Consider the following 17,722-nt stretch of genomic DNA (forward strand, 5'->3'; position numbering starts at 1 on the left):
GCATTCTGGGGCTGCTGCGCCGCCTGTGGGAGCGGGCTTGTCCCGCGAACCAGGGCGAAGCCCTGGCCATGCATCTGCATTGCCTGGGCCGGCCTTTTCGCGGGACAAGCCCGCTCCCACAATCCCCCTCAGAAGTCGACCGAAGCTGACAGCCGAGCCGTACGCGGCGCCCCCTGGAACAGATAGTTGTCGCCCAGGTAATCCCCCACATCCCGCCAATAGCGCTTGTCGAACAGGTTATCCACCGTCAGCCGCAGCACCGTGTCATACCCCCCGATACGTGTGCGATAGCGGCTACCGACATCGAACACGGTATAACCGCCCACCTCGACATTACCCGCCTGGCTCGCATACTTGCTGGCGCTGTAGCGGGCGCCGCCGAGCAACGCAAGGCCCGGCACCGGCAGGCTGTAGTCGGCCTGCACGGCGGCACGCAGGTTCGGCACGTTGATCGCCTGATGGCCCTCGTAGGCATCGGTGCCGCTGTTTTCGACTCGCGCGCGGATCGCCGCGGCGCTGGCCTGCACCTGCAGGTTCGAAGTCACCCAGCCGCTGGCGCCCAGTTCCAGGCCAATGTTTTTCTGCTGCCCCTCCTGCACGTAGGTGAAGCTGCCATCTCCTTCCGGTCGCGCGTACTGGTACGCCTGACGGATCTGGAACAGGGCCGCGCTGAAACTCATGCCTTGCCAATCGCGCTTGATGCCGAGCTCCAGTTGGTGGGAAAGGGTGGGGGCGAGAATTTCAGCGGCGTTGCTGGCATACCACGGCGCCGTGCCGCCTGCCGACAACCCTTTGGCATAACTGGCGTACAGGGTGGTGTCGGGGCGCGGCTTATAGATGAGCGCGGCATTGGGTAGCAGCTGGTACTGCTGGGTATGGCGCCCGGCGACACCGTTTTCGTCCCAGGTCTGTTCGTCCAGGCGCACTTCACGGGCGCCGAGCACGGCCTGCCAGTGTTCGCTGAACGTAATACGGTCGCTGACGAACAGCCCGTACTGGCGGCTGTCGAGGCGGCGTTCGCTAGCGCCGATCGGCTTGTCCGAAGGCGGCACGGCCGGTGCGCCGGTGTAGATATTGCCGCTGCCGACCAGCTCGTTGTAATAGGGGCGCTGGTCGAGGGTGCGGCGTTGCGCGCTGCTGCCGACGGTCAGCTCATGGCCGACGCCGAATGCGTCGAAGCGGCCGTTGAGCATGGCCTGGACTTCATCGGTACGGCGCGTGTCGTCGGGGCTGCGGAAATCGTAGATGTCGTAGTCGCCCTCCGGGCTGAAGTGCGACTGCCAGCCGCCTTCGCTGCCCCAGGCAAAGGCGCTGTAGTCATCGATGACCACTTTGCTGCGAGAAGCACTGAGGGTGCCGCTCCAGGCATCGCTGAATCGATATTCGAAGCGCCCGCCCAGGTTCAGCGAGTCGTTTTGCACAGGTTTGGCCCAGTGCTGATAGGCCAGGCGGTCATCGGGGTCGATGCCGTGGGGCACCTCGGTACCGCCGAGAAGCTGATAACCGGGCACCGAGCGCTGCTCGCGGTGCTGGTACTCGGCATCCAGCTGCAGGGTGGCCGCGGGGCTGATCTGCCAGTCGAACGCCAGTGAGGCGAAGTCGCGCTTGCCATCGGCATGGTCCACATAGGAGCGGATGTCCTCGTGGGCCAGGTTGGCGCGCAGACCGAACTGGCGCTCGCTGCCGAACCAGCCGCCGAGGTCGGTGGCCAGGTAGCGTTCACCCTGCTCGTTGGTCGAGACCGTCACGCTGTGCACATCCTCGGCGCGCTTGGTCACGTAGTTGATCAGCCCGCCGGGCTCCGACACACCGCTTTGCAGCCCGGACAAGCCTTTGAGCAATTCGACCTGCTGCTTGTTTTCCAGCGCTACGTTCTGCTCGCCGGCGATGGTCTGGCCATTGATGCGGTAGCTGCTGGCGGCATTGAGCTCGAAGCCGCGAACGTTGAAATTCTCGTAATAGCCGATGGGCGCGTAGCTTTCGCCGACCGAGGCGTCGCTGTGCAGGACTTCGCTGAGCAGGCGCACCTGGCGGTCTTCGATCAGCTGCCGGTTGAACACGCTGACCGCCGCGGGCGTATCGAGCAGCGGCGTGGGCTGGAACCCGCCCACCGAGGCTTCACGCGCCTGGTAGCTCTCGTCGCCGTAGGTGTCGGAAACCTGCAGTGGGGCCAGCACGATACTGTCCTCGGCCATTCCATTGGGGCAGTGCAAGGCCAGGCCCAGGCTGAGCAGGCTCAGGGGCAGGCGAGGGTGAGGCAGGGGCATTACCGGGTCCTTGAATGGCGAAAACCGCATCGCGCCTTCCCAGGAAAGGCGCGGTGCGGTCAAAAGGTCGCCATGTTACCCGAAGCGCCTCAGTCCGAGTTGGCGGCCCGCTGGTGCTGACGCCAGCTGTCGTCGATCTTCGACCAGGTCTTGCCGTCGGTGATCGCCATCAACTTGCGACCATCCTTGAAGGTGGCAAGGAAGGTGGCTTCTTCTTCTTTGCCGCCCAGCCAGAGCCCGGCCAGCAAGCCCACTGGGCCGGCCACCAGGGCGCCGGCAACGCCCCAGCCGATGGCAGTACCCAGGCTGCGGTTGAATTCCAGGCTGGCAAGGCGCAGCTCGCTGATGCGGGCCAGGGAGATCCGCTCGCCAGGCGAGGGGCTGCGCGGGGTTTTGAGTGTGAGCGATCCGTTGCGAAATTCACCTTCACCTTGCAAGAAATCGCCGGATTGCACCGTGAGTCTTGTCATTGAGTCGTCCTGTCAGTGATAGGGCTTTGACCAGCGCCTACTGAGCGCCGCCGGGGCAGGCAAGTCAACGAGCAGGCGACGGAGGGTAGCGGTGCTATGTCGCGGGAGCCTGCATGGCGCGTTGGCGCTTGCGCTCGGCGCAAGCCCACACCACCAGTGCCAAAGCCCCGATCGACAATCCGGCGACCACGATGCCCATCCAGCCCTGATGCTGGAACAATTGCGTACCCAGCAACGAGCCTAGCGCGCCGCCGATGAAATAACAGGTGATGTAGCCGGCATTGAGGCGTGTGCGTGCTTCAGGTCGCAGCGCGATCACGGCATTCTGGTTGCTCACGTGCACCAGTTGCACGGCCAGGTCCAGCACCAGCACGCCCAGCAGCAAGGCCGCCAGCGACTGCTGAGCAAAGCCCAACGGTACCCATGCCAGCAACAAGGCCACCAGGCCCACGGTAGTGCCCAGTGAGCCCTTGCCGCGGTCTGCCAGGCGCCCGGCCCAGTTGGCCGACAGCGCACCCGCCGCACCGGCCAGGCCGAACAGGCCGATCACCGCATCGGAATAGTGGTAGGGCTCGCTGGCCAGGAGAAATGCCAGGGGCGTCCAGAACAAGGCAAACAGGCTGAACGCCAGCAGGCCCAGCAGCGAACGCAGGCGCAGCACCGTCTCTTGCGCGAACAAGCGAAACACCGAGCCGATCAGCGCGGGGTATTTCAGTCCGGCATGGCTGTTGTGTTGCGGCAGGCTGCGGTACAGGGCGATGGCGGTCACTGCCATGAGCGCGGCGGCCAGCACATAGATGCTGCGCCAGCCGCCCAGTTCGGCCATGAAGCCTGCGGCGGTTCGAGCCAGCAAAATGCCCAGCAGCAGGCCGCTCATCAGCGTGCCCACCGCACGGCCGCGTTGCTCGGGTGCGCTCAAGGTCGCGGCGAGGGGCACAAGGATTTGCGCCACTACCGAGAACAGGCCGGTGAGCACCGTGCCAAGCAGCAACCAGGGCAGGCTGGGTGCGCAGGCGCTGATGACCAGGCCCAGCGTGGAGATCGTGGTCATCACCACGATCAGTCGGCGTTGCTCGAACAGGTCACCCAGGGGGGCCAGTAACAAAAGGCCGGCGCCGTAGCTGAGCTGGGCGGCAATGATGATGCTGCCGGCGCTGGCGGTGCTCAGGCCAAACTGCTCGGCGATGCTGTGCAGCAGCGGTTGGGCGTAGTAGTTGCTGGCCACGGCCAGGCCGGTGGCGGTAGCCATCAGCAGGATCAGGGCACGACTTAAGGTCGGGGCGTTCATGGCAATCTCGTTGCGGGCAGTGGGGGTGGCAATCAGTATCTGGAACGATAGGGCATGACACCAATGTATAGTTTTCAGCTTATCCATCTCGAAAGCAGATAGATCAATGAACCTCAAGCAGCTCGAATATGCCTTGGCCGTGGCCGACACCGGCAGCTTCACCCGCGCGGCCGAACGCTGCCATGTGGTGCAGTCGGCACTCAGCCACCAGGTGGCGCGTCTGGAGGCGCGGTTGGGTGTCAGCCTGTTCGAGCGTAGTTCGCGCCGGGTGCGCCTGACGCCAGCTGGCGAAGCCTTCGTGCTGAGCGCCCGCCCTGCCGTCGAGGCCGCAGGGCGGATTGCCGATGACGTGGCCGCCGCCTGCGGCCAGGTACGTGGGCGGCTGTCGATTGGCGAGATCAGTTCGCTCACTGCGCTGGACCTGGTCGAGCTGCTTGCGGTATTCCACGACCGCTACCCGGATGTGGACGTGCGTTGGCTCACCGCCAAGAGCGAGTGGCTGGTGGCCGACGTGTGTGAGCGGCGCCTGGATGTGGGCTTTATCGGCTTGTGGCAGGGCGAAGTGCTGCAGGGCGTACAGCACCGTCTGCTGGCGCGGGAAGAATTGGTGGCGTTGCTGCCGCTGGGCCATCGCCTGGCGGGCAGGGCGCAGCTGGCGCTGGCCGATCTGGCCGACGAAGTGCTGGTGGACTTTCCGGAGGGTACGGGGGCGCGGCGGCAGACCGATGAAGCCTTTCAGGCGGCGGGGCTGGTGCGGCGGGTGCAGTTCGAGATCGGGCATATGCGTCTGGTAGAGAAGTTCGTGCAGCGTGGCATGGCCGTCGGGCTGGTGCCCGAGCGGGTTGCGCAGGGCACCCAGGGGGTAGCGGTCGCGCGGCTGGCCGATGCGCCGGTGCGGCATTTGTATGCGGTGTGGTCGAACAGCCCTACACCCGCGGCGCGGGCGTTTCTGGAGATGCTGGAGCAGCACCTGATGGCAGGCTGAAAGGGGGATGCCGCTACTAGCCTTTGCGTAGGGCTGTAGCGGCAACCCATTCGATCACGCTGCGAAGCCACCGTCGGCGGTCAGGCTGGCCCCGGTGATGTACCCGGCTTCTGGCCCTGCCAGGTAGGCGACGAAGCTGGCAATCTCGTCCGCCTGCCCGTAGCGCCCGATCGCCATCAGCGGGATCAGGCTCTCGGCGAATTCGCCACTGGCCGGGTTCATGTCGGTGTCCACCGGCCCCGGTTGCACATTGTTCACGGTAATCCCCTGCGGCCCCAGGTCACGTGCCATGCCTTTGGTGAGGCCGACCAGCGCCGACTTGCTCATGGCGTACGGTGCCCCGCCCGCAAACGGCATGCGCTCGGCATTGGTGCTGCCGATATTGATGATGCGCCCGCCCTGGCCCATGTAACGAGCGGCGGCCTGGCTGGCCACGAACACGCTGCGCACGTTGATCGCCAGGGTGCGGTCGAAGTCCGCCAGGTCGAATTCGGCCAGCGGTGCTACCGCCAGTACGCCGGCGTTGTTGACCAGGATGTCGAGGCGGCCGAAGGCTTTGACGGTGTCGTCCACCGCCAGCTGCACGGCGGCGGCATCGGCACTGTCGGCGCGCAGGGCGAGGGCCTTGCCGCCGGCTGCCTGGACTTCCTCGGCCAGGGCCTGGGCCGGGCCTTCGGAGCTGACATAGGTGAAGGCTACCTGTGCGCCTTCACGGGCCAGGCGGCGAACGATGGCGGCGCCAATACCACGCGAACCGCCCTGGACCAGGGCCACTTTGCCTTCGAGTGTAAGTTGCTTGGACATGCTGATCTCCTGCTGGAAGCAAGGCCGAATGCCTTGGATGGGCGCAGTATCGACTGTTGATTAGCAACTGATAAGATCTCAATCACTATCAGCAGAGTGAACCTTTGGTTGGTAATCATGGCCACAGAATCCTTCAGCGCCCTCGAGTGTTTCATCCGCAGCGCCGAGGTCGGCAGTTTCGCCGAGGCGGCCAGGCGCCTGAGCCTGACCCCGGCGGCAGTGGGCAAGCATGTCGCCCAGCTGGAAGCGCGCCTTGGGGTGCGGCTGTTCCAGCGTAGTACGCGCAAGCTGACCCTGACCGAAGCGGGGCAGCGTTTTCTCGGTGAAGTGAGTGACAGTTTCCGTACCATCCAGTACGCGGTCGCCAACCTGGCCAGTGCCGAAGGCCAGCCGGCGGGGCTGTTGCGGGTGAGCATGGGCACGGTGTTCGGCCGGCTTTATGTGCTGCCGCTGCTCGGCGAGTTCCTGCGCCGTTACCCGGCGATCACGCCGGACTGGCATTTCGACAACCGCCAGGTCGACCTGATCGGCCAGGGTTTCGATGCCGCCATTGGCGGTGGTTTCGAGCTGCCGCCCGGGGTGGTGGCGCGCAAGCTGACGGTGGCACACCGGGTTTTGGTGGCGTCGGCTGGGTACTTGGAGCGGCACGCGCCGATCGAAGATCCGCAGATGCTGCAGCGCCATGACGGGATTTTGATCCGCTCACCGCAAACCGGGCGTGTGCGCTCGTGGCCGCTGACCAGTCGCGGGCAGGAGCAGCAGCCATTGCTGTTGCGCCAGGCGATGACCATGAGCGATTCGGATGCGGCTTGCGCGGTGGCCGTGCAGGGCTTGGGCATCGCCCTGGTCAGCTTGCCGTTTGCCGTGCCTTACCTGGACAGCGGGGCGCTGCAGCGGGTGTTGCCGGACTGGTATGTGGACGATGGGCATATCAGCCTGTACTACGCCGGGCACAAGCTGTTGCCGGGGAAGACCCGGGCGTTCATCGACTTTGTGGTGGAGCAGTTTGCCGAGCGGGGGTTGGCCGGGCGGTTTGATGCGTTGGCGCCGGCTTAGAGTTCTTTTGGCTGGTCCGGCCTCTTCGCGGGACAAGCCCGCTCCCACAGATTCACCACTGTATCGGAATTCAGTGAAGGATCTGTGGGTGCGGGCTTGTCCCGCGAAGAGGCCGGTTCAGACAACTTCAGTGACGAAGAAAACCTGCGTACCCAGGCTCACCTCATCATCGATCCTCTTGCCTACCAGCAATTGCCCCAACGGCGAGCGCGGGGTGATGACGGTCACCAGTTCCGCGCCCTCGCCAATCTTCAACCCGGCCGCCTCCGGCCCGAGGAACAGCAACCGCTGCGCGCCATCCTCATCCTCCAGCGTCACCAGGTTGCTCACCTGCACACCGCGCGTCGGGTCATAGTCACGCAACAGCAACTGCTGGTAGGTCAGCAACGCCTGGCGAATCTCGGCCGTGCGCCGGGCCTGCCCGGTGGCCAGGTACGACGCCTCCAGGCCCAGGGTGTCGTACTTGTTCTCGGCGACGTTCTCTTTGGCGGTGGCGGCTTCGTAGGCAGTCTGGGCGGCGCGGCGCAAGACTTCCATATCCGCTTCCAGCGCGGCATTGATGCGGGTGAGCAGGGTGGTCTTGTCCATGATCAGTAACAGAACTCCAGCACGTTGGCCTGGCTCTTGTCGGTCGGTGCAGTGCGGTTCTGCGACAGCCAGAACTGGCACTTGGGGCTGTTCAGGTTGCGTGGGTTGCCCTGAGCGGCCTCGGCGGCCTGCTGCAGCTCCTGCTTGTGCAGGATGTCCTTGTAGCGATCGAACATCTGGGCTTGCGCATCCGCAGGTTGCGCGGGCGCGGGCCGCGCAACGGCCGGGGTGACAGCCTGGGCCAGCGGTTGCACCTGCTCGGGCCACTGCTGCACGGCCAGCCACAGGCTCAAGGCGATGGCCACGGCCCCCAGCCACAGGCCGAACGCCACGCAGAGGATAAGCTGCAGTGGCTTGAGGGTGATCTTCAGTTCACGATGGCGGGGCATGGCGGCCTCCTGGCAGGGCGGGTCGAGGGGCCATTGTCGCATGGCATCGGGCGGAATTTCAGTGCCGGTACTTTTGTCGGCGACAATTTGGCCGCAGAATTCGCGGTTTTGGCGCAGGCAGTGGGATGGGCACATGAAGGTCACCTGGGACATTTTCTGCACCGTCGTCGACAACTATGGCGATATCGGTGTGACCTGGCGCCTGGCGCGGCAACTGGTGGCCGAGCACGATCTGGCGGTGCGCTTGTGGGTGGACGACCTGAACGCCTTCGTGCCGATGTGCCCGGGCGCTGACGCCGCGGCGGCGCAGCAATGGCAGGAGGGGGTCGACGTGCGCGCATGGCCGGCCGCGTGGCAGCCTGTGCAGCCGGCCGAGGTGGTCATCGGTGCCTTTGCCTGCCAGTTACCGGCGCAATACATCGACGCGATGCGCGCCCTGGCCACGCCGCCGTTGTGGCTGAACCTCGATTACCTCAGCGCCGAGGACTGGGTCGAAGGTTGCCATGGCCTGCCGTCGCCCCAGCCCAATGGCCTGCGCAAGGTGTTTTTCTTTCCTGGTTTCACCGACAAGACCGGTGGGCTGCTGCGTGAGGCCTCGTTGCTGGCGCGGCGGGACGCGTTGCAGCAGTCTGCCCAGGCGCGCACGGCATTCTTGCAGGGGCTGGGCGTACAGGTGCAGGACGAGGCGCAACTGATTTCGCTGTTCGCCTACGAAAACCCGCACCTGGGCGCCTGGCTCGATGCGCTGGCCACGGACACCTGCGCCACGCACCTGCTGGTGCCGCGCGGGCGTATCCTTGACGACCTTGGCAAGTGGCTCGGCGAGCCTGGGTTGAAGGTGGGCGACCTGCACCAGCGCGGCGCGCTGACCGTGCAGATCCTGCCGTTCGTCAGCCAGGACGACTACGACCGCCTGCTCTGGTGCTGCGACTTCAATGCGGTGCGCGGCGAAGACTCGTTCGTGCGCGCGCAGTGGGCCGGGCGGCCCATGCTCTGGCACATCTATGTGCAGGAGGAAAATGCCCATTGGGAAAAGCTCGACGCGTTCCTTGGCCATTATCGCCAGGGCTTGTCGGACGATGCCGCGCAGGCGCTGATGGCATTGTGGCGTGCGTGGAACATGGGCAACGACATGGGCCAGGCCTGGCAAGGAGCCCGCAAACACTGGGCGGAACTGCAGCAGCATGCCCATGACTGGGCGGCCCGGCAGGCCGCTCGGCCGGACCTCGCCAAGGCGCTAGTACAGTTTTACCGAAATTCGCTATGATACGCGGCCTCGATTTTTATAAATCCATCCAGATTCGGATACTTCGTAATGAAAACTGGTAAAGAACTGAAACCCGGTACCGTACTGCGGATCGACAACGACCCGTGGCTGGTCCAGAAAGCCGAATTCACCAAGTCGGGTCGCAACAGCGCGATCATGAAGACCAAGCTGAAGAACCTGCTGACCGGCTACAAGACCGAAACCGTCTACGGTGCGGACGACAAGCTGGACGACGTGATCCTGGATCGCAAAGAAGCGACCCTGTCGTTCATCAGCGGTGACTCGTACACCTTCATGGACACCTCCGACTACACCATGTACGAACTGAACGCCGAAGACATCGACGCCGTTCTGCCGTACATCGAAGAAGGCATGGAAGATATCTGTGAAGCCGTCTTCTTCGAAGGCCGCCTGGTATCGGTTGAACTGCCGACCACCATCAGCCGTCAGGTTGTCTACACCGAGAACGCTGCTCGCGGCGACACCTCCGGCAAGGTCATGAAGCCTGCCAAACTGAAGAACGGCACCGAGATCCAGGTTGCCGACTTCATCCAGATCGACGAGTGGATCGACATCGACACTCGCGACAACAGCTTCAAGGGCCGTTCCAAGAAGTAATTCTTCTTGTGATGAGCACAAAAGAACCCGGCCTTGGCCGGGTTTTTTTGTGCCTGCAATTTCACAATCCGAAATCTTGCGCGATCCCTGTAGGAGCTGGCTTGCCAGCGATAGGGCCCTGACAGGCAATTCAAGTTGCCTGCCCCGGCCTCATCGCCGGCAAGCCGGCTCCTACAGGGAAAGTCAGGGGCTTCAGACTGTTACGTTCAACCGCACATCCACATTGCCGCGGGTAGCGTTGGAGTACGGGCAAACCTGGTGCGCTTTCTCCACCAGACTTTCTGCCTCGGCCTGGGCCAGCCCCGGCAGGTTGATGTTCAGGTCGATATCCAGGCCGAAGCCACCGGGGATCTGGCCAATGCCTACCTTGGCGGTGATCGATGCGTCGGCGGGCAGCTGTTTTTTCTCCTGACCGGCGACGAACTTCAGTGCGCCGATGAAGCAGGCCGAGTAGCCGGCCGCGAACATCTGCTCGGGGTTGGTGCCGTCACCGCCCGCGCCGCCCAGTTCCTTGGGGGTGCTCAGCTTGACTTCCAGCTTGCCGTCGCTGGAGCGGGATTTGCCGTCGCGACCGCCGGTGGAGGTGGCTTCTGCGATGTACAGGGGAGTGACCTTTTGCATGGTGAACCTCGCGAGTGTGCTGGGCGCTCTGGTCGATGCAGAGGCGCCGGGTGGGTACGGGATTTAACTTAGCGCGCAATTAGTTTGCGCGCAAGATAAATACTCGCCGTCCATCGGAACGGGCATCTCACAGCTTAGCCCTCAGAGGTGTTTTTGCAGGTTTTCGCGCAGGTCCAGCAGGTCGGCCTGCAGCTGCTGCAGGCGTTCAAGGCTGCGTCCGCTGGCCTTGAGAATGCACGGTGGCACCGCTTTTGCCTGCTGTTGCAGGGCGCGCCCCTTGTCGGTCAAGTGCACCAGCACCACCCGTTCGTCCTCGCGACTGCGGTTGCGCTCGAGCAGGCCTTCGCTTTCCAGGCGCTTGAGCAGAGGCGTGAGCGAACCGGGGTCGGTCAGCAGGTGCTGGCTGATTTCGCCCACCGTGCGGCCGTCCTGCTCCCACAGCACGAGCATGGCCAGGTACTGCGGGTAGGTCAGGCCCAGTGCCTGAAGCAGGGGCTTGTAGACCTTGGTCATCAGCAACGAGGTGGAGTGCAGGGCGAAACAGACCTGGTTGTCCAGCAGCAGCTCGTCACAAGAGGCTTGGGTGTCGGCGTTCATGCAGGTCCTTGAATGTCATCGATAGAGAAATCTAGCACGCTGATGGTTAGTGCGCTCATTGCCAGCGTAGTTCGCTGCGCAAGGCCAGGTCCCAAGGAGGGATCGGACTGAAGCGGCTCTTGAGGAATTCGAGCAGCAAGCGACTGCGAGAGTTCGTTTCATGTTCCAGACGGAGCGCATAAATACCGCTGGTCTCCGCAGCGGGCAGGCCGTTGTGGCAGAACAGCGGCACCAGTTCGCCGCGCAGCAGGTAGTCGCTGATCAGCCAGGTCGGCAAGTGGGCGATGCCCAGACCGGCAAGGGCGCCGAACAGCAAGGTTTCGGCGTTGTTGGCGGTCATGCGCATGCGCGAGGGGCGAAGCTGGCGCGGCTGGCCGTCGACCGTGAAGCGCCAGGCGAAGGGCGGTGCCAGGCCGTCCCAGTCCAGGCCGTCGTGCTCGGGCAGTTCGCTCGGACAATCGGGCATGCCGCGGCTGGCCAGGTAGGCAGGGCTGGCGCAGGCGATGCGCACCATGTACGCCAGCGGTGTGGCCACCAGTCGGGTATCGGCCAGAGGGCCGGCGCGCAGCACCAGGTCGACTTCGCCCAGGTGGCTGCCATGCAGGTCGACGAAGCTGTCGATCAACCGCAGTTGCACGTCCAGGCCCGGATAAGCCACCAGGAAGTCGGCGATGGCCGGTGCCAGGTGGCGGCGGCCGAAGGCGGCGGGCGCATCGATGCGAATCAGGCCTTCCGGGGCATTGCTCAGTGACACCGCTTCGGCGCGGGCCAGGCGCAGTTCCTCGATGATGCGCCGAGCGCGCTCGGCGAAGGCCTTGCCAGCGGGGGTCGCGCGCACCGCATGGGTGCTGCGGGTGAACAGGCGGCTGCCGACCGCGTTTTCCAGGTTGTCGATGCGCCGCGCCACGGCGGACGGGGTCAGCGGATGGCGACGGGCGGCGGCAGAAAAACTACCGGCCTCCAGTACATCGAGGAACAGGCTCAGTTGGTCGGTCAGGGTATCCGGGTTCATGGCAACTTCGCTTTTGCATAAAACGCATAGCCATTGTGCGTGGCTGTGCGTTTCCGTGCCAGCCCCCAATCGTTAGCATGCTCGCATTAACAACGCAGGCGGATGAGGCCCTGATGATCGAGTGGTTGCTGTATATCGCCTTGGGCGCTGGCCTGGGCACCTTGGGTGGGCTGTTCGGTATTGGCGGCGGGCTCATCGCGATCCCGGCCTTGGGTGTGTTGTTTGGGCTCGACCAGCAGTTGGCGCAGGGCACGGCGTTGGTCATGGTGGTGCCGAACGTGCTGCTGGCGCTGTGGCGCTACCACCAGCGCAACCGCATCGAACTGCGCCATGCGCTGCCGCTGGCGCTGTGCAGCTTCCTGTTCGCCTGGTTGGGCTCGATCTGGGCGGTGGGCATCGATGCCCAGTCCATGCGCCTGGGCTTCGTCGGTTTCCTGGTGGCGCTGGCGATCTGGAACGTGGCGCGGATGTTTCTCAAGGTGGCGCCGGCGAGCACCGAGTTGCGGTATCCCTGGCCTTGGCTTGGGGTGTTGGGAAGCTTTGCCGGGGCCATGGGCGGTTTGTTCGGGGTGGGCGGCGCGGTGGTGGCCACGCCGATCCTGACCAGCGTATTCGGCACGACCCAGGTGGTGGCGCAGGGGCTGTCGCTGGCGCTGGCGGCGCCGAGCACCACGGTGACGTTGCTGACCTATGGGGTGCACCAGAGTGTTGATTGGAGTGTGGGGATTCCGTTGGCGGTCGGGGGGCTGCTGAGTATCAGTTGGGGGGTGCGGCTGGCGCATGCGCTGCCGGAGAAGGTGTTGCGGGGGATGTTCTGTGGGTTTCTGGTGGTGTGTGCCGTGATGTTGGGGTTTGAGCTCTAGGGGGCTGCTTCGCAGCCCAATCGCTGGCAAGCCAGCTCCTACAGATACAGCGGTGCTCTCACTGTGGGAGCTGGCTTGTCGTGGCGACGAACCGCAGCGATTGGGGCGCGAAGCGCCCCCATGCTTCACTGGAACCCTTCGACGATGTAATCAGCCATGCAATCGGTAATGGGCGATTGGGTCTGCGTATTGCGCAGCAGCATCACATTGGCCACCGGCAACTGCGGCAACCCATCCTGCTCGCCAAGGATGCGGATATTGCCGCCAATCAAGCTCTGCAACTGCGCCGTCACCGCCAGCCCCGCGGTGATGATGGCGAATATCGCCGCCAGGCTGGGGCTGGTGTAGGCGATGCGGTACTCGATGCCCTGGGCCTCCAGGGCATTGCAGGTCCAGGCGCGGCAGAAGCAGTCGGTGTTGAACAGGGCCAGGGGTATCGGCCGTTGTTCCTGCGGACAGAAGCCTTCGGCAGCGGCCCACACCAGGCGTTCCTGGCGCAGCAGCTGGCCTATCTCGTTGCCCGGCTCGCGGGTGACGATGGTCAGGTCCAGGTCCTGGCGCAACATCAGCTGCTTCGACGAATCGCAATGCACTTCTACCTGTACCAGCGGATAGGCCTTGGCAAAGCTGGACAGGATGCTCGGCAGAAAGCGCATGGCGTAGTCGTCGGGTGTACCAATGCGCACCATCCCGACCATGTGCGGCATGCGCAGGGTATTGAACACTTCGCCATGCAGCTTGAGGATGCGCCGGGCATAGCCCAGCAGCACCTGGCCTTCGGCGGTCAGGCGCACCTGGCGGCCGTCGCGCTCGAACAGCTGGCGCTGCAGGATGTCTTCCTCCAGGCGCTTCATCTGCATGCTGACAGCCGACTGGGTGCGGTTGACCACTTCACCGGCGCGGGTGAAACCGCCTTGCTCGGCGATGGCGACGAAGGTGCGCAGCACGTCGGCATCGAGGCTTTGGTACTGGGACATTGCATCAATCTCCGAGATGGGTGGCATCAGAAACATTCGTTGGATTGATCTTAAGCCTGGCGTGAGACTGGAGCCATCAACACGGAGGGCTTCACGATGAAAGGTCATGTCAGCAGCATCCAGCATCCTGCCTTTTCCCTGAACCATCTTTTGCACGTCGCCCTTGGGCGGTCGCTGCGCTGGTACGAGCTGTACCGTCAACGCCGCGAGCTGGCCAGCCTGAGCGATGCGACATTGCACGACCTGGGGTTGAGCCGGGCGGATATTCAGCAAGAGGCCGATAGGCATTTCTGGGATGATCCGCTGCGCAAGTAGGCTAAGTTTGTCTGTGTACTCACTGGCCTCTTCGCGGGACAAGCCCGCTCCCACAGATACCCCACTGCCTTGAGAACAGTGGATTACCTGTGGGAGCGGGCTTGCCCCGCGAATGCAATGGATCATTCACCCCAAGGAGATCTGGCTTGCCTCTCGAGTTGTCCACCCGCCAGGCCCGTCGCCTGGCGCTATCCGCCCAAGGCTTCGGCAAGCAGCCTCCATCCCCCCCGACGCTGCCTGCCCTCAAGCGCATGCTGCAACGCCTGGGCGTGCTGCAGATCGACTCGGTCAACGCCCTGGTCCGCTCCCACTACCTGCCGCTGTTCTCCCGCCTGGGCGACTACGCTCCCGCCATGCTCGACCAGCTCGCCTGGGGCCGCGGCCGCCAACGCCAGCTGTTCGAATACTGGGGCCATGAGGCCTCGCTGCTGCCGCTGAGTCTCTACCCAATGCTGCGCTGGCGCATGGCCCACGCTGCCGACGGCCGTGGCATCTACCGCCAGCTTGCGCAATTCGGCCGCGAACGCCAGGACGTGATCGCCCGGGTGCTGGCGGCGGTGCGCGAACAAGGGGCCTTGGGCGCCGGCAGCCTGTCGACGCGCCAGGAACGGGCCGGCCCCTGGTGGGACTGGAGCGAGGAGAAGCATGCGCTGGAATGGCTGTTCGCCGCAGGCGAGGTGACAGTGGCGGGGCGACGTGGCTTCGAGCGGCTCTACGATGTGCCGGACAACGTGCTGCCACGGGCCATCCTCGATCAGCCCCAGCCTGGCGAAGCCGAAGCACACCAAGGCCTGATGCTGCACGCCGCCACCGCCTTGGGCGTGGCGACCGAACGCGACCTGCGCGACTACTTCCGCCTGGAACCCGCGCAGGGCAGGGCGGCGCTGGCCGAACTCATCGCCGATGGCCGCCTGCAAGCGGTCCAGGTGCAGGGCTGGAAGCAACCCGCCTATAGCGCAGGCACGCCACGCATCCCTCGGCGAATCGAGGCCAGCGCCTTGCTGTCGCCGTTCGATTCATTGGTCTGGGAACGCAACCGCACCGAGCGCCTGTTCGATTTCCGCTACCGGTTGGAGATCTACACGCCCGCCCACAAGCGTGTGTATGGCTACTACGTCCTGCCATTCCTGTTCGATGAACGCATCGCTGCACGTGTGGATTTGCGCGCCGAGCGGGCGCTGGGGCAGTTGGCGGTGCACGCCGTGCATGCCGAGGCAGACGGGTTGGGCGAGGTGGGGTACGAGACGCTGGCGGCGCAGTTGCTGCGCCTTGCCCGGTGGCTGGGCCTTGAGCGGGTGCAACTGAACTGCCCGCGCGAGGAGGGCAGCCAGTTGCGCCGGGCGTTGCTCAGCGCCGCACTTGCTTGAGGGTCTCGGCGATCAGGAACGCCAGCTCCAGCGACTGGTCGGCGTTCATGCGCGGGTCGCAGTGGGTGTGGTAGCGGTCTGACAGCGCATCTTCGGTGATCGGACGGGCGCCACCGATGCACTCGGTAACGTTCTGCCCGGTCATTTCGATATGGATACCGCCCGCATGGCTGCCCTCGGCCTGGTGCACCTGGAAGAACTGCTTCACTTCGTCGAGGATCTGCGCGAAGTCGCGGGTCTTGTAGCCGCTGCTGGCCTTGATGGTGTTGCCGTGCATCGGGTCGGAGCTCCACAGCACCTTGCGTCCCTCGCGCTCGACACTGCGGATCAGCCCTGGCAGGTGATCGCCGACCTTGCCGGCGCCCATGCGCACGATCAGGTTGAGGCGGCCGGGGTCGTTGTCCGGGTTGAGGGTGTCGATCAGGCGGATCAGCTCTTCAGGGTTCATGCTCGGGCCGACCTTGACCCCGATCGGGTTGTGCACCCCGCGCAGGAACTCGACATGGGCGCCGTCGAGCTGGCGGGTGCGGTCGCCGATCCACAGCATGTGCGCCGAGCAGTCGTAGTAGTCGCCGGTCAGGCTGTCCTGGCGCACGAAGGCTTCTTCGTAGTTGAGCAGCAGCGCCTCGTGGGCGGTGAAGAAGCTGGTTTCGCGCAGTTGCGGGGCGTTGTCCAGGCCGCAGGCGCGCATGAAGGCCAGGGTTTCGTCGATGCGGATGGCCAGTTGGTGGTACTTGTCGGCCAGCGCCGAGTTGGCGATGAAGTCGAGGTTCCACTTGTGCACCTGGTGCAGGTCGGCGAAACCGCCCTGGGCGAAGGCGCGCAGCAGGTTGAGGCTGGCAGTGGCCTGGTGGTAGGCCTGCAGCAGGCGGTCAGGGTCCGGCACGCGGCTTTTTTCGTCGAAGCCGATGCCATTGACGATATCGCCACGGTAGGCCGGCAGGGTGACGTTGCCGATGGTCTCGTCGCCCGAGGAGCGCGGCTTGGCGAACTGCCCGGCCATGCGCCCGACCTTGACCACCGGGCAGCCCGCGGCAAAGGTCATGACAATGGCCATCTGCAGCAGCACCTTGAAGGTGTCGCGGATCTTCGCTGCCGAGAACTCGGCGAAGCTTTCTGCACAGTCGCCGCCTTGCAGCAGGAAGGCACGGCCTTCGGTGACTTCGGCGAACTGCCGGCGCAGCTCGCGCGCTTCCCCGGCGAACACCAGCGGCGGGTAGCTGGCCAGGGTCTGCTCGACCTTGAGCAGGTGCTCGGCATCGGGGTAGGTCGGTTGCTGCTGGATCGGCAGGGCACGCCAGCTGTCAGGGCTCCACGGTCGGTTCATCACAGGCTCGGTATTGTCGGTTTGGGCATGCCTGCCATGGTAACAGTTGCCGCTGAGCTTGTTGCATCGAGGGTGTTGGCGGACAATGCGCGTTTTTGCGCGGGCAGGTGGCAGGTACATGGCGACGGAGCGGGAAGAGCGGCTGTTGGCCCGGGTCGAGGATGCCTTTGGCGTGATCAGCGTGTACGAGGTGGACGACTACCGCTTCCTTGAGTTCGGCGATGCCATCGAGCAGAGCTGCGTGTTTACCGCCGACCCCAGCTGGCTGGAGTACGACTACACCCGCGCCATGCTGGTCGGGGCGTTGTGCCATGCGCAGCCGGAGAGCGCGCTGTTTCTTGGCTTGGGGGCCGGTACGCTGACCCAGGCTTGCATGAAGTTCCTGCCGCTGGAAGACATCGAGGCGATCGAGCTGCGCGCGGACGTGCCGCGCCTGGCCATGGAATACCTGGGCCTGGATGACGACCCGCGGCTGTACGTGCGCATTGGCGATGCCCTGGAGCTGCTGCCCACGGCGGAGAAGACCGACCTGTTGTTCGTCGACCTGTACACCGACCACGGGCCGGGCGTCGGGCACCTGGCCTGGACCTTTCTGGAAAACTGCCAGAAGCAGCTCAATCCCGGCGGTTGGCTGGTGATCAACCAGTGGGCCAGCGATGACGGCAGGCCCCTGGGCGCGGCGCTGCTGCGCGGGTTGTACCACCGGCATTACTGGGAGCTGCCGGTGAAGGAGGGCAATGTGATCCTGCTGGTGCCGGCGGACCTGGATCAGGAACTGGACCTGGAGGGCGTGCGGGTGCGGGCCGAGGCGCTGGCGCCGCTGTTGGGGTATAGCCTTGAGGGGTTGATCCGGGAGATTCGGCCGGCGACCTGAAGATATGCTGTGTGGCTTGTGGCCCTATCGCCGGCAA

The 17,722-nt window shown here is 64.7% G+C and carries 19 protein-coding genes; 8 read left to right on the forward strand and 11 right to left on the reverse strand.

The features are described 5' to 3' along the window. Window positions 1–128: 128 nt before the first annotated feature. The 3 genes from PMI38_RS08225 to PMI38_RS08235 all read right to left on the reverse strand — a co-directional run bounded on the left by PMI38_RS08225 (window position 129) and on the right by PMI38_RS08235 (window position 4,025). Window positions 129–2,267 carry a TonB-dependent siderophore receptor gene (locus PMI38_RS08225; protein WP_008092658.1) on the reverse strand — a complete coding sequence of 713 codons (2,139 nt, stop codon included), beginning with the start codon at window positions 2,265–2,267 and terminating at the stop codon, window positions 129–131. An 89-nt stretch (window positions 2,268–2,356) separates the two neighbouring features. Beyond that, window positions 2,357–2,737: a hypothetical protein gene (locus tag PMI38_RS08230; RefSeq protein ID WP_008092661.1), complete on the reverse strand. Its 381-nt coding sequence runs from the start codon at window positions 2,735–2,737 to the stop codon at window positions 2,357–2,359. Window positions 2,738–2,831: 94 nt separating this feature from the next. Then, the gene (locus tag PMI38_RS08235; RefSeq protein ID WP_043273248.1) at window positions 2,832–4,025 is read right to left on the reverse strand and encodes an MFS transporter; all 1,194 of its coding nucleotides are present in this window, start codon (window positions 4,023–4,025) and stop codon (window positions 2,832–2,834) included. Between the two features lie 106 nt (window positions 4,026–4,131). Here PMI38_RS08235 and PMI38_RS08240 point away from each other — a divergent pair, with 106 nt between their 5' ends. Continuing rightward, entirely contained in the window at window positions 4,132–5,010 is an 879-nt protein-coding gene (locus PMI38_RS08240) for a LysR family transcriptional regulator (protein WP_008092666.1), read from the forward strand. Window positions 5,011–5,064: 54 nt separating this feature from the next. On the opposite strand, the gene PMI38_RS08245 is transcribed toward PMI38_RS08240, so the two are convergent. After that, window positions 5,065–5,814 carry a 3-oxoacyl-ACP reductase family protein gene (locus PMI38_RS08245; protein WP_008092669.1) on the reverse strand — a complete coding sequence of 250 codons (750 nt, stop codon included), beginning with the start codon at window positions 5,812–5,814 and terminating at the stop codon, window positions 5,065–5,067. A 117-nt stretch (window positions 5,815–5,931) separates the two neighbouring features. Here PMI38_RS08245 and PMI38_RS08250 point away from each other — a divergent pair, with 117 nt between their 5' ends. Continuing rightward, a complete protein-coding gene (locus tag PMI38_RS08250; RefSeq protein WP_008092671.1) occupies window positions 5,932–6,870 on the forward strand; it encodes a LysR family transcriptional regulator in 939 nt (312 codons plus the stop codon). A 117-nt stretch (window positions 6,871–6,987) separates the two neighbouring features. Here the strand turns inward: PMI38_RS08250 and PMI38_RS08255 are convergent, their stop codons facing one another. Beyond that, window positions 6,988–7,458: a GreA/GreB family elongation factor gene (locus PMI38_RS08255; RefSeq protein WP_008092673.1), complete on the reverse strand. Its 471-nt coding sequence runs from the start codon at window positions 7,456–7,458 to the stop codon at window positions 6,988–6,990. A gap of 2 nt (window positions 7,459–7,460) precedes the next feature. Beyond that, complete coding sequence (locus tag PMI38_RS08260) at window positions 7,461–7,847, reverse strand: hypothetical protein (protein WP_008092674.1); 387 nt, start codon at window positions 7,845–7,847, stop codon at window positions 7,461–7,463. Window positions 7,848–7,980: 133 nt separating this feature from the next. Here PMI38_RS08260 and earP point away from each other — a divergent pair, with 133 nt between their 5' ends. Together earP and efp are read left to right on the forward strand one after the other, a co-directional pair. Next, entirely contained in the window at window positions 7,981–9,114 is a 1,134-nt protein-coding gene (gene earP, locus PMI38_RS08265; protein ID WP_008092675.1) for an elongation factor P maturation arginine rhamnosyltransferase EarP, read from the forward strand. Window positions 9,115–9,162: 48 nt separating this feature from the next. Then, complete coding sequence (gene efp, locus PMI38_RS08270) at window positions 9,163–9,732, forward strand: elongation factor P (RefSeq protein WP_008092676.1); 570 nt, start codon at window positions 9,163–9,165, stop codon at window positions 9,730–9,732. Between the two features lie 192 nt (window positions 9,733–9,924). Here efp and PMI38_RS08275 read toward each other — a convergent pair whose 3' ends face one another. From PMI38_RS08275 to PMI38_RS08285, 3 genes are all read right to left on the reverse strand, one after another. Then, on the reverse strand, window positions 9,925–10,353 hold the full coding sequence (locus tag PMI38_RS08275) for an organic hydroperoxide resistance protein (protein WP_008092677.1): 429 nt from the start codon (window positions 10,351–10,353) through the stop codon (window positions 9,925–9,927). Between the two features lie 141 nt (window positions 10,354–10,494). Continuing rightward, window positions 10,495–10,950 (reverse strand): MarR family winged helix-turn-helix transcriptional regulator, encoded by a 456-nt coding sequence (locus tag PMI38_RS08280; RefSeq protein WP_008092679.1) that lies wholly within the window; start codon window positions 10,948–10,950, stop codon window positions 10,495–10,497. 55 nt (window positions 10,951–11,005) lie between these two features. After that, window positions 11,006–11,962, reverse strand: a complete 957-nt coding sequence (locus PMI38_RS08285) for a LysR family transcriptional regulator (protein WP_008092680.1) — start codon at window positions 11,960–11,962, stop codon at window positions 11,006–11,008. A gap of 113 nt (window positions 11,963–12,075) precedes the next feature. Between PMI38_RS08285 and PMI38_RS08290 the strand changes: the two genes are divergently transcribed. Further along, window positions 12,076–12,825, forward strand: coding sequence for a sulfite exporter TauE/SafE family protein (locus tag PMI38_RS08290; protein WP_008092681.1), 750 nt, complete (start codon window positions 12,076–12,078; stop codon window positions 12,823–12,825). Window positions 12,826–12,950: 125 nt separating this feature from the next. Here PMI38_RS08290 and PMI38_RS08295 read toward each other — a convergent pair whose 3' ends face one another. After that, a complete protein-coding gene (locus tag PMI38_RS08295) occupies window positions 12,951–13,802 on the reverse strand; it encodes a LysR substrate-binding domain-containing protein (protein ID WP_008092682.1) in 852 nt (283 codons plus the stop codon). A 96-nt stretch (window positions 13,803–13,898) separates the two neighbouring features. Between PMI38_RS08295 and PMI38_RS08300 the strand changes: the two genes are divergently transcribed. Together PMI38_RS08300 and PMI38_RS08305 are read left to right on the forward strand one after the other, a co-directional pair. Further along, on the forward strand, window positions 13,899–14,117 hold the full coding sequence (locus PMI38_RS08300) for a DUF1127 domain-containing protein (RefSeq protein ID WP_008092683.1): 219 nt from the start codon (window positions 13,899–13,901) through the stop codon (window positions 14,115–14,117). Between the two features lie 146 nt (window positions 14,118–14,263). Next, window positions 14,264–15,484, forward strand: a complete 1,221-nt coding sequence (locus PMI38_RS08305; RefSeq protein WP_008092684.1) for a winged helix-turn-helix domain-containing protein — start codon at window positions 14,264–14,266, stop codon at window positions 15,482–15,484. Here PMI38_RS08305 and PMI38_RS08310 read toward each other — a convergent pair. Beyond that, window positions 15,465–16,811 (reverse strand): class II 3-deoxy-7-phosphoheptulonate synthase, encoded by a 1,347-nt coding sequence (locus tag PMI38_RS08310; protein WP_008092685.1) that lies wholly within the window; start codon window positions 16,809–16,811, stop codon window positions 15,465–15,467. The genes PMI38_RS08305 and PMI38_RS08310 overlap by 20 nt on opposite strands. A 118-nt stretch (window positions 16,812–16,929) precedes the next feature. Here PMI38_RS08310 and PMI38_RS08315 point away from each other — a divergent pair, with 118 nt between their 5' ends. Beyond that, complete coding sequence (locus PMI38_RS08315) at window positions 16,930–17,685, forward strand: spermidine synthase (RefSeq protein ID WP_008092686.1); 756 nt, start codon at window positions 16,930–16,932, stop codon at window positions 17,683–17,685. Window positions 17,686–17,722: the final 37 nt, after the last annotated feature.

The organism is Pseudomonas sp. GM84 (genome assembly GCF_000282535.1).
Lineage (GTDB): Bacteria > Pseudomonadota > Gammaproteobacteria > Pseudomonadales > Pseudomonadaceae > Aquipseudomonas.

What these genes read in the sequence shown, in the direction of transcription:
- PMI38_RS08225 (WP_008092658.1), bottom strand. Translation starts at nt 2,267, where the DNA reads ATGCCCCTGCCTCACCCTCGCCTGCCCCTGAGCCTGCTCAGCCTGGGC.
- PMI38_RS08230 (WP_008092661.1), bottom strand. Translation starts at nt 2,737, where the DNA reads ATGACAAGACTCACGGTGCAATCCGGCGATTTCTTGCAAGGTGAAGGT.
- PMI38_RS08235 (WP_043273248.1), bottom strand. Translation starts at nt 4,025, where the DNA reads ATGAACGCCCCGACCTTAAGTCGTGCCCTGATCCTGCTGATGGCTACC.
- PMI38_RS08240 (WP_008092666.1), top strand. Translation starts at nt 4,132, where the DNA reads ATGAACCTCAAGCAGCTCGAATATGCCTTGGCCGTGGCCGACACCGGC.
- PMI38_RS08245 (WP_008092669.1), bottom strand. Translation starts at nt 5,814, where the DNA reads ATGTCCAAGCAACTTACACTCGAAGGCAAAGTGGCCCTGGTCCAGGGC.
- PMI38_RS08250 (WP_008092671.1), top strand. Translation starts at nt 5,932, where the DNA reads ATGGCCACAGAATCCTTCAGCGCCCTCGAGTGTTTCATCCGCAGCGCC.
- PMI38_RS08255 (WP_008092673.1), bottom strand. Translation starts at nt 7,458, where the DNA reads ATGGACAAGACCACCCTGCTCACCCGCATCAATGCCGCGCTGGAAGCG.
- PMI38_RS08260 (WP_008092674.1), bottom strand. Translation starts at nt 7,847, where the DNA reads ATGCCCCGCCATCGTGAACTGAAGATCACCCTCAAGCCACTGCAGCTT.
- earP (WP_008092675.1), top strand. Translation starts at nt 7,981, where the DNA reads ATGAAGGTCACCTGGGACATTTTCTGCACCGTCGTCGACAACTATGGC.
- efp (WP_008092676.1), top strand. Translation starts at nt 9,163, where the DNA reads ATGAAAACTGGTAAAGAACTGAAACCCGGTACCGTACTGCGGATCGAC.
- PMI38_RS08275 (WP_008092677.1), bottom strand. Translation starts at nt 10,353, where the DNA reads ATGCAAAAGGTCACTCCCCTGTACATCGCAGAAGCCACCTCCACCGGC.
- PMI38_RS08280 (WP_008092679.1), bottom strand. Translation starts at nt 10,950, where the DNA reads ATGAACGCCGACACCCAAGCCTCTTGTGACGAGCTGCTGCTGGACAAC.
- PMI38_RS08285 (WP_008092680.1), bottom strand. Translation starts at nt 11,962, where the DNA reads ATGAACCCGGATACCCTGACCGACCAACTGAGCCTGTTCCTCGATGTA.
- PMI38_RS08290 (WP_008092681.1), top strand. Translation starts at nt 12,076, where the DNA reads ATGATCGAGTGGTTGCTGTATATCGCCTTGGGCGCTGGCCTGGGCACC.
- PMI38_RS08295 (WP_008092682.1), bottom strand. Translation starts at nt 13,802, where the DNA reads ATGTCCCAGTACCAAAGCCTCGATGCCGACGTGCTGCGCACCTTCGTC.
- PMI38_RS08300 (WP_008092683.1), top strand. Translation starts at nt 13,899, where the DNA reads ATGAAAGGTCATGTCAGCAGCATCCAGCATCCTGCCTTTTCCCTGAAC.
- PMI38_RS08310 (WP_008092685.1), bottom strand. Translation starts at nt 16,811, where the DNA reads ATGAACCGACCGTGGAGCCCTGACAGCTGGCGTGCCCTGCCGATCCAG.
- PMI38_RS08315 (WP_008092686.1), top strand. Translation starts at nt 16,930, where the DNA reads ATGGCGACGGAGCGGGAAGAGCGGCTGTTGGCCCGGGTCGAGGATGCC.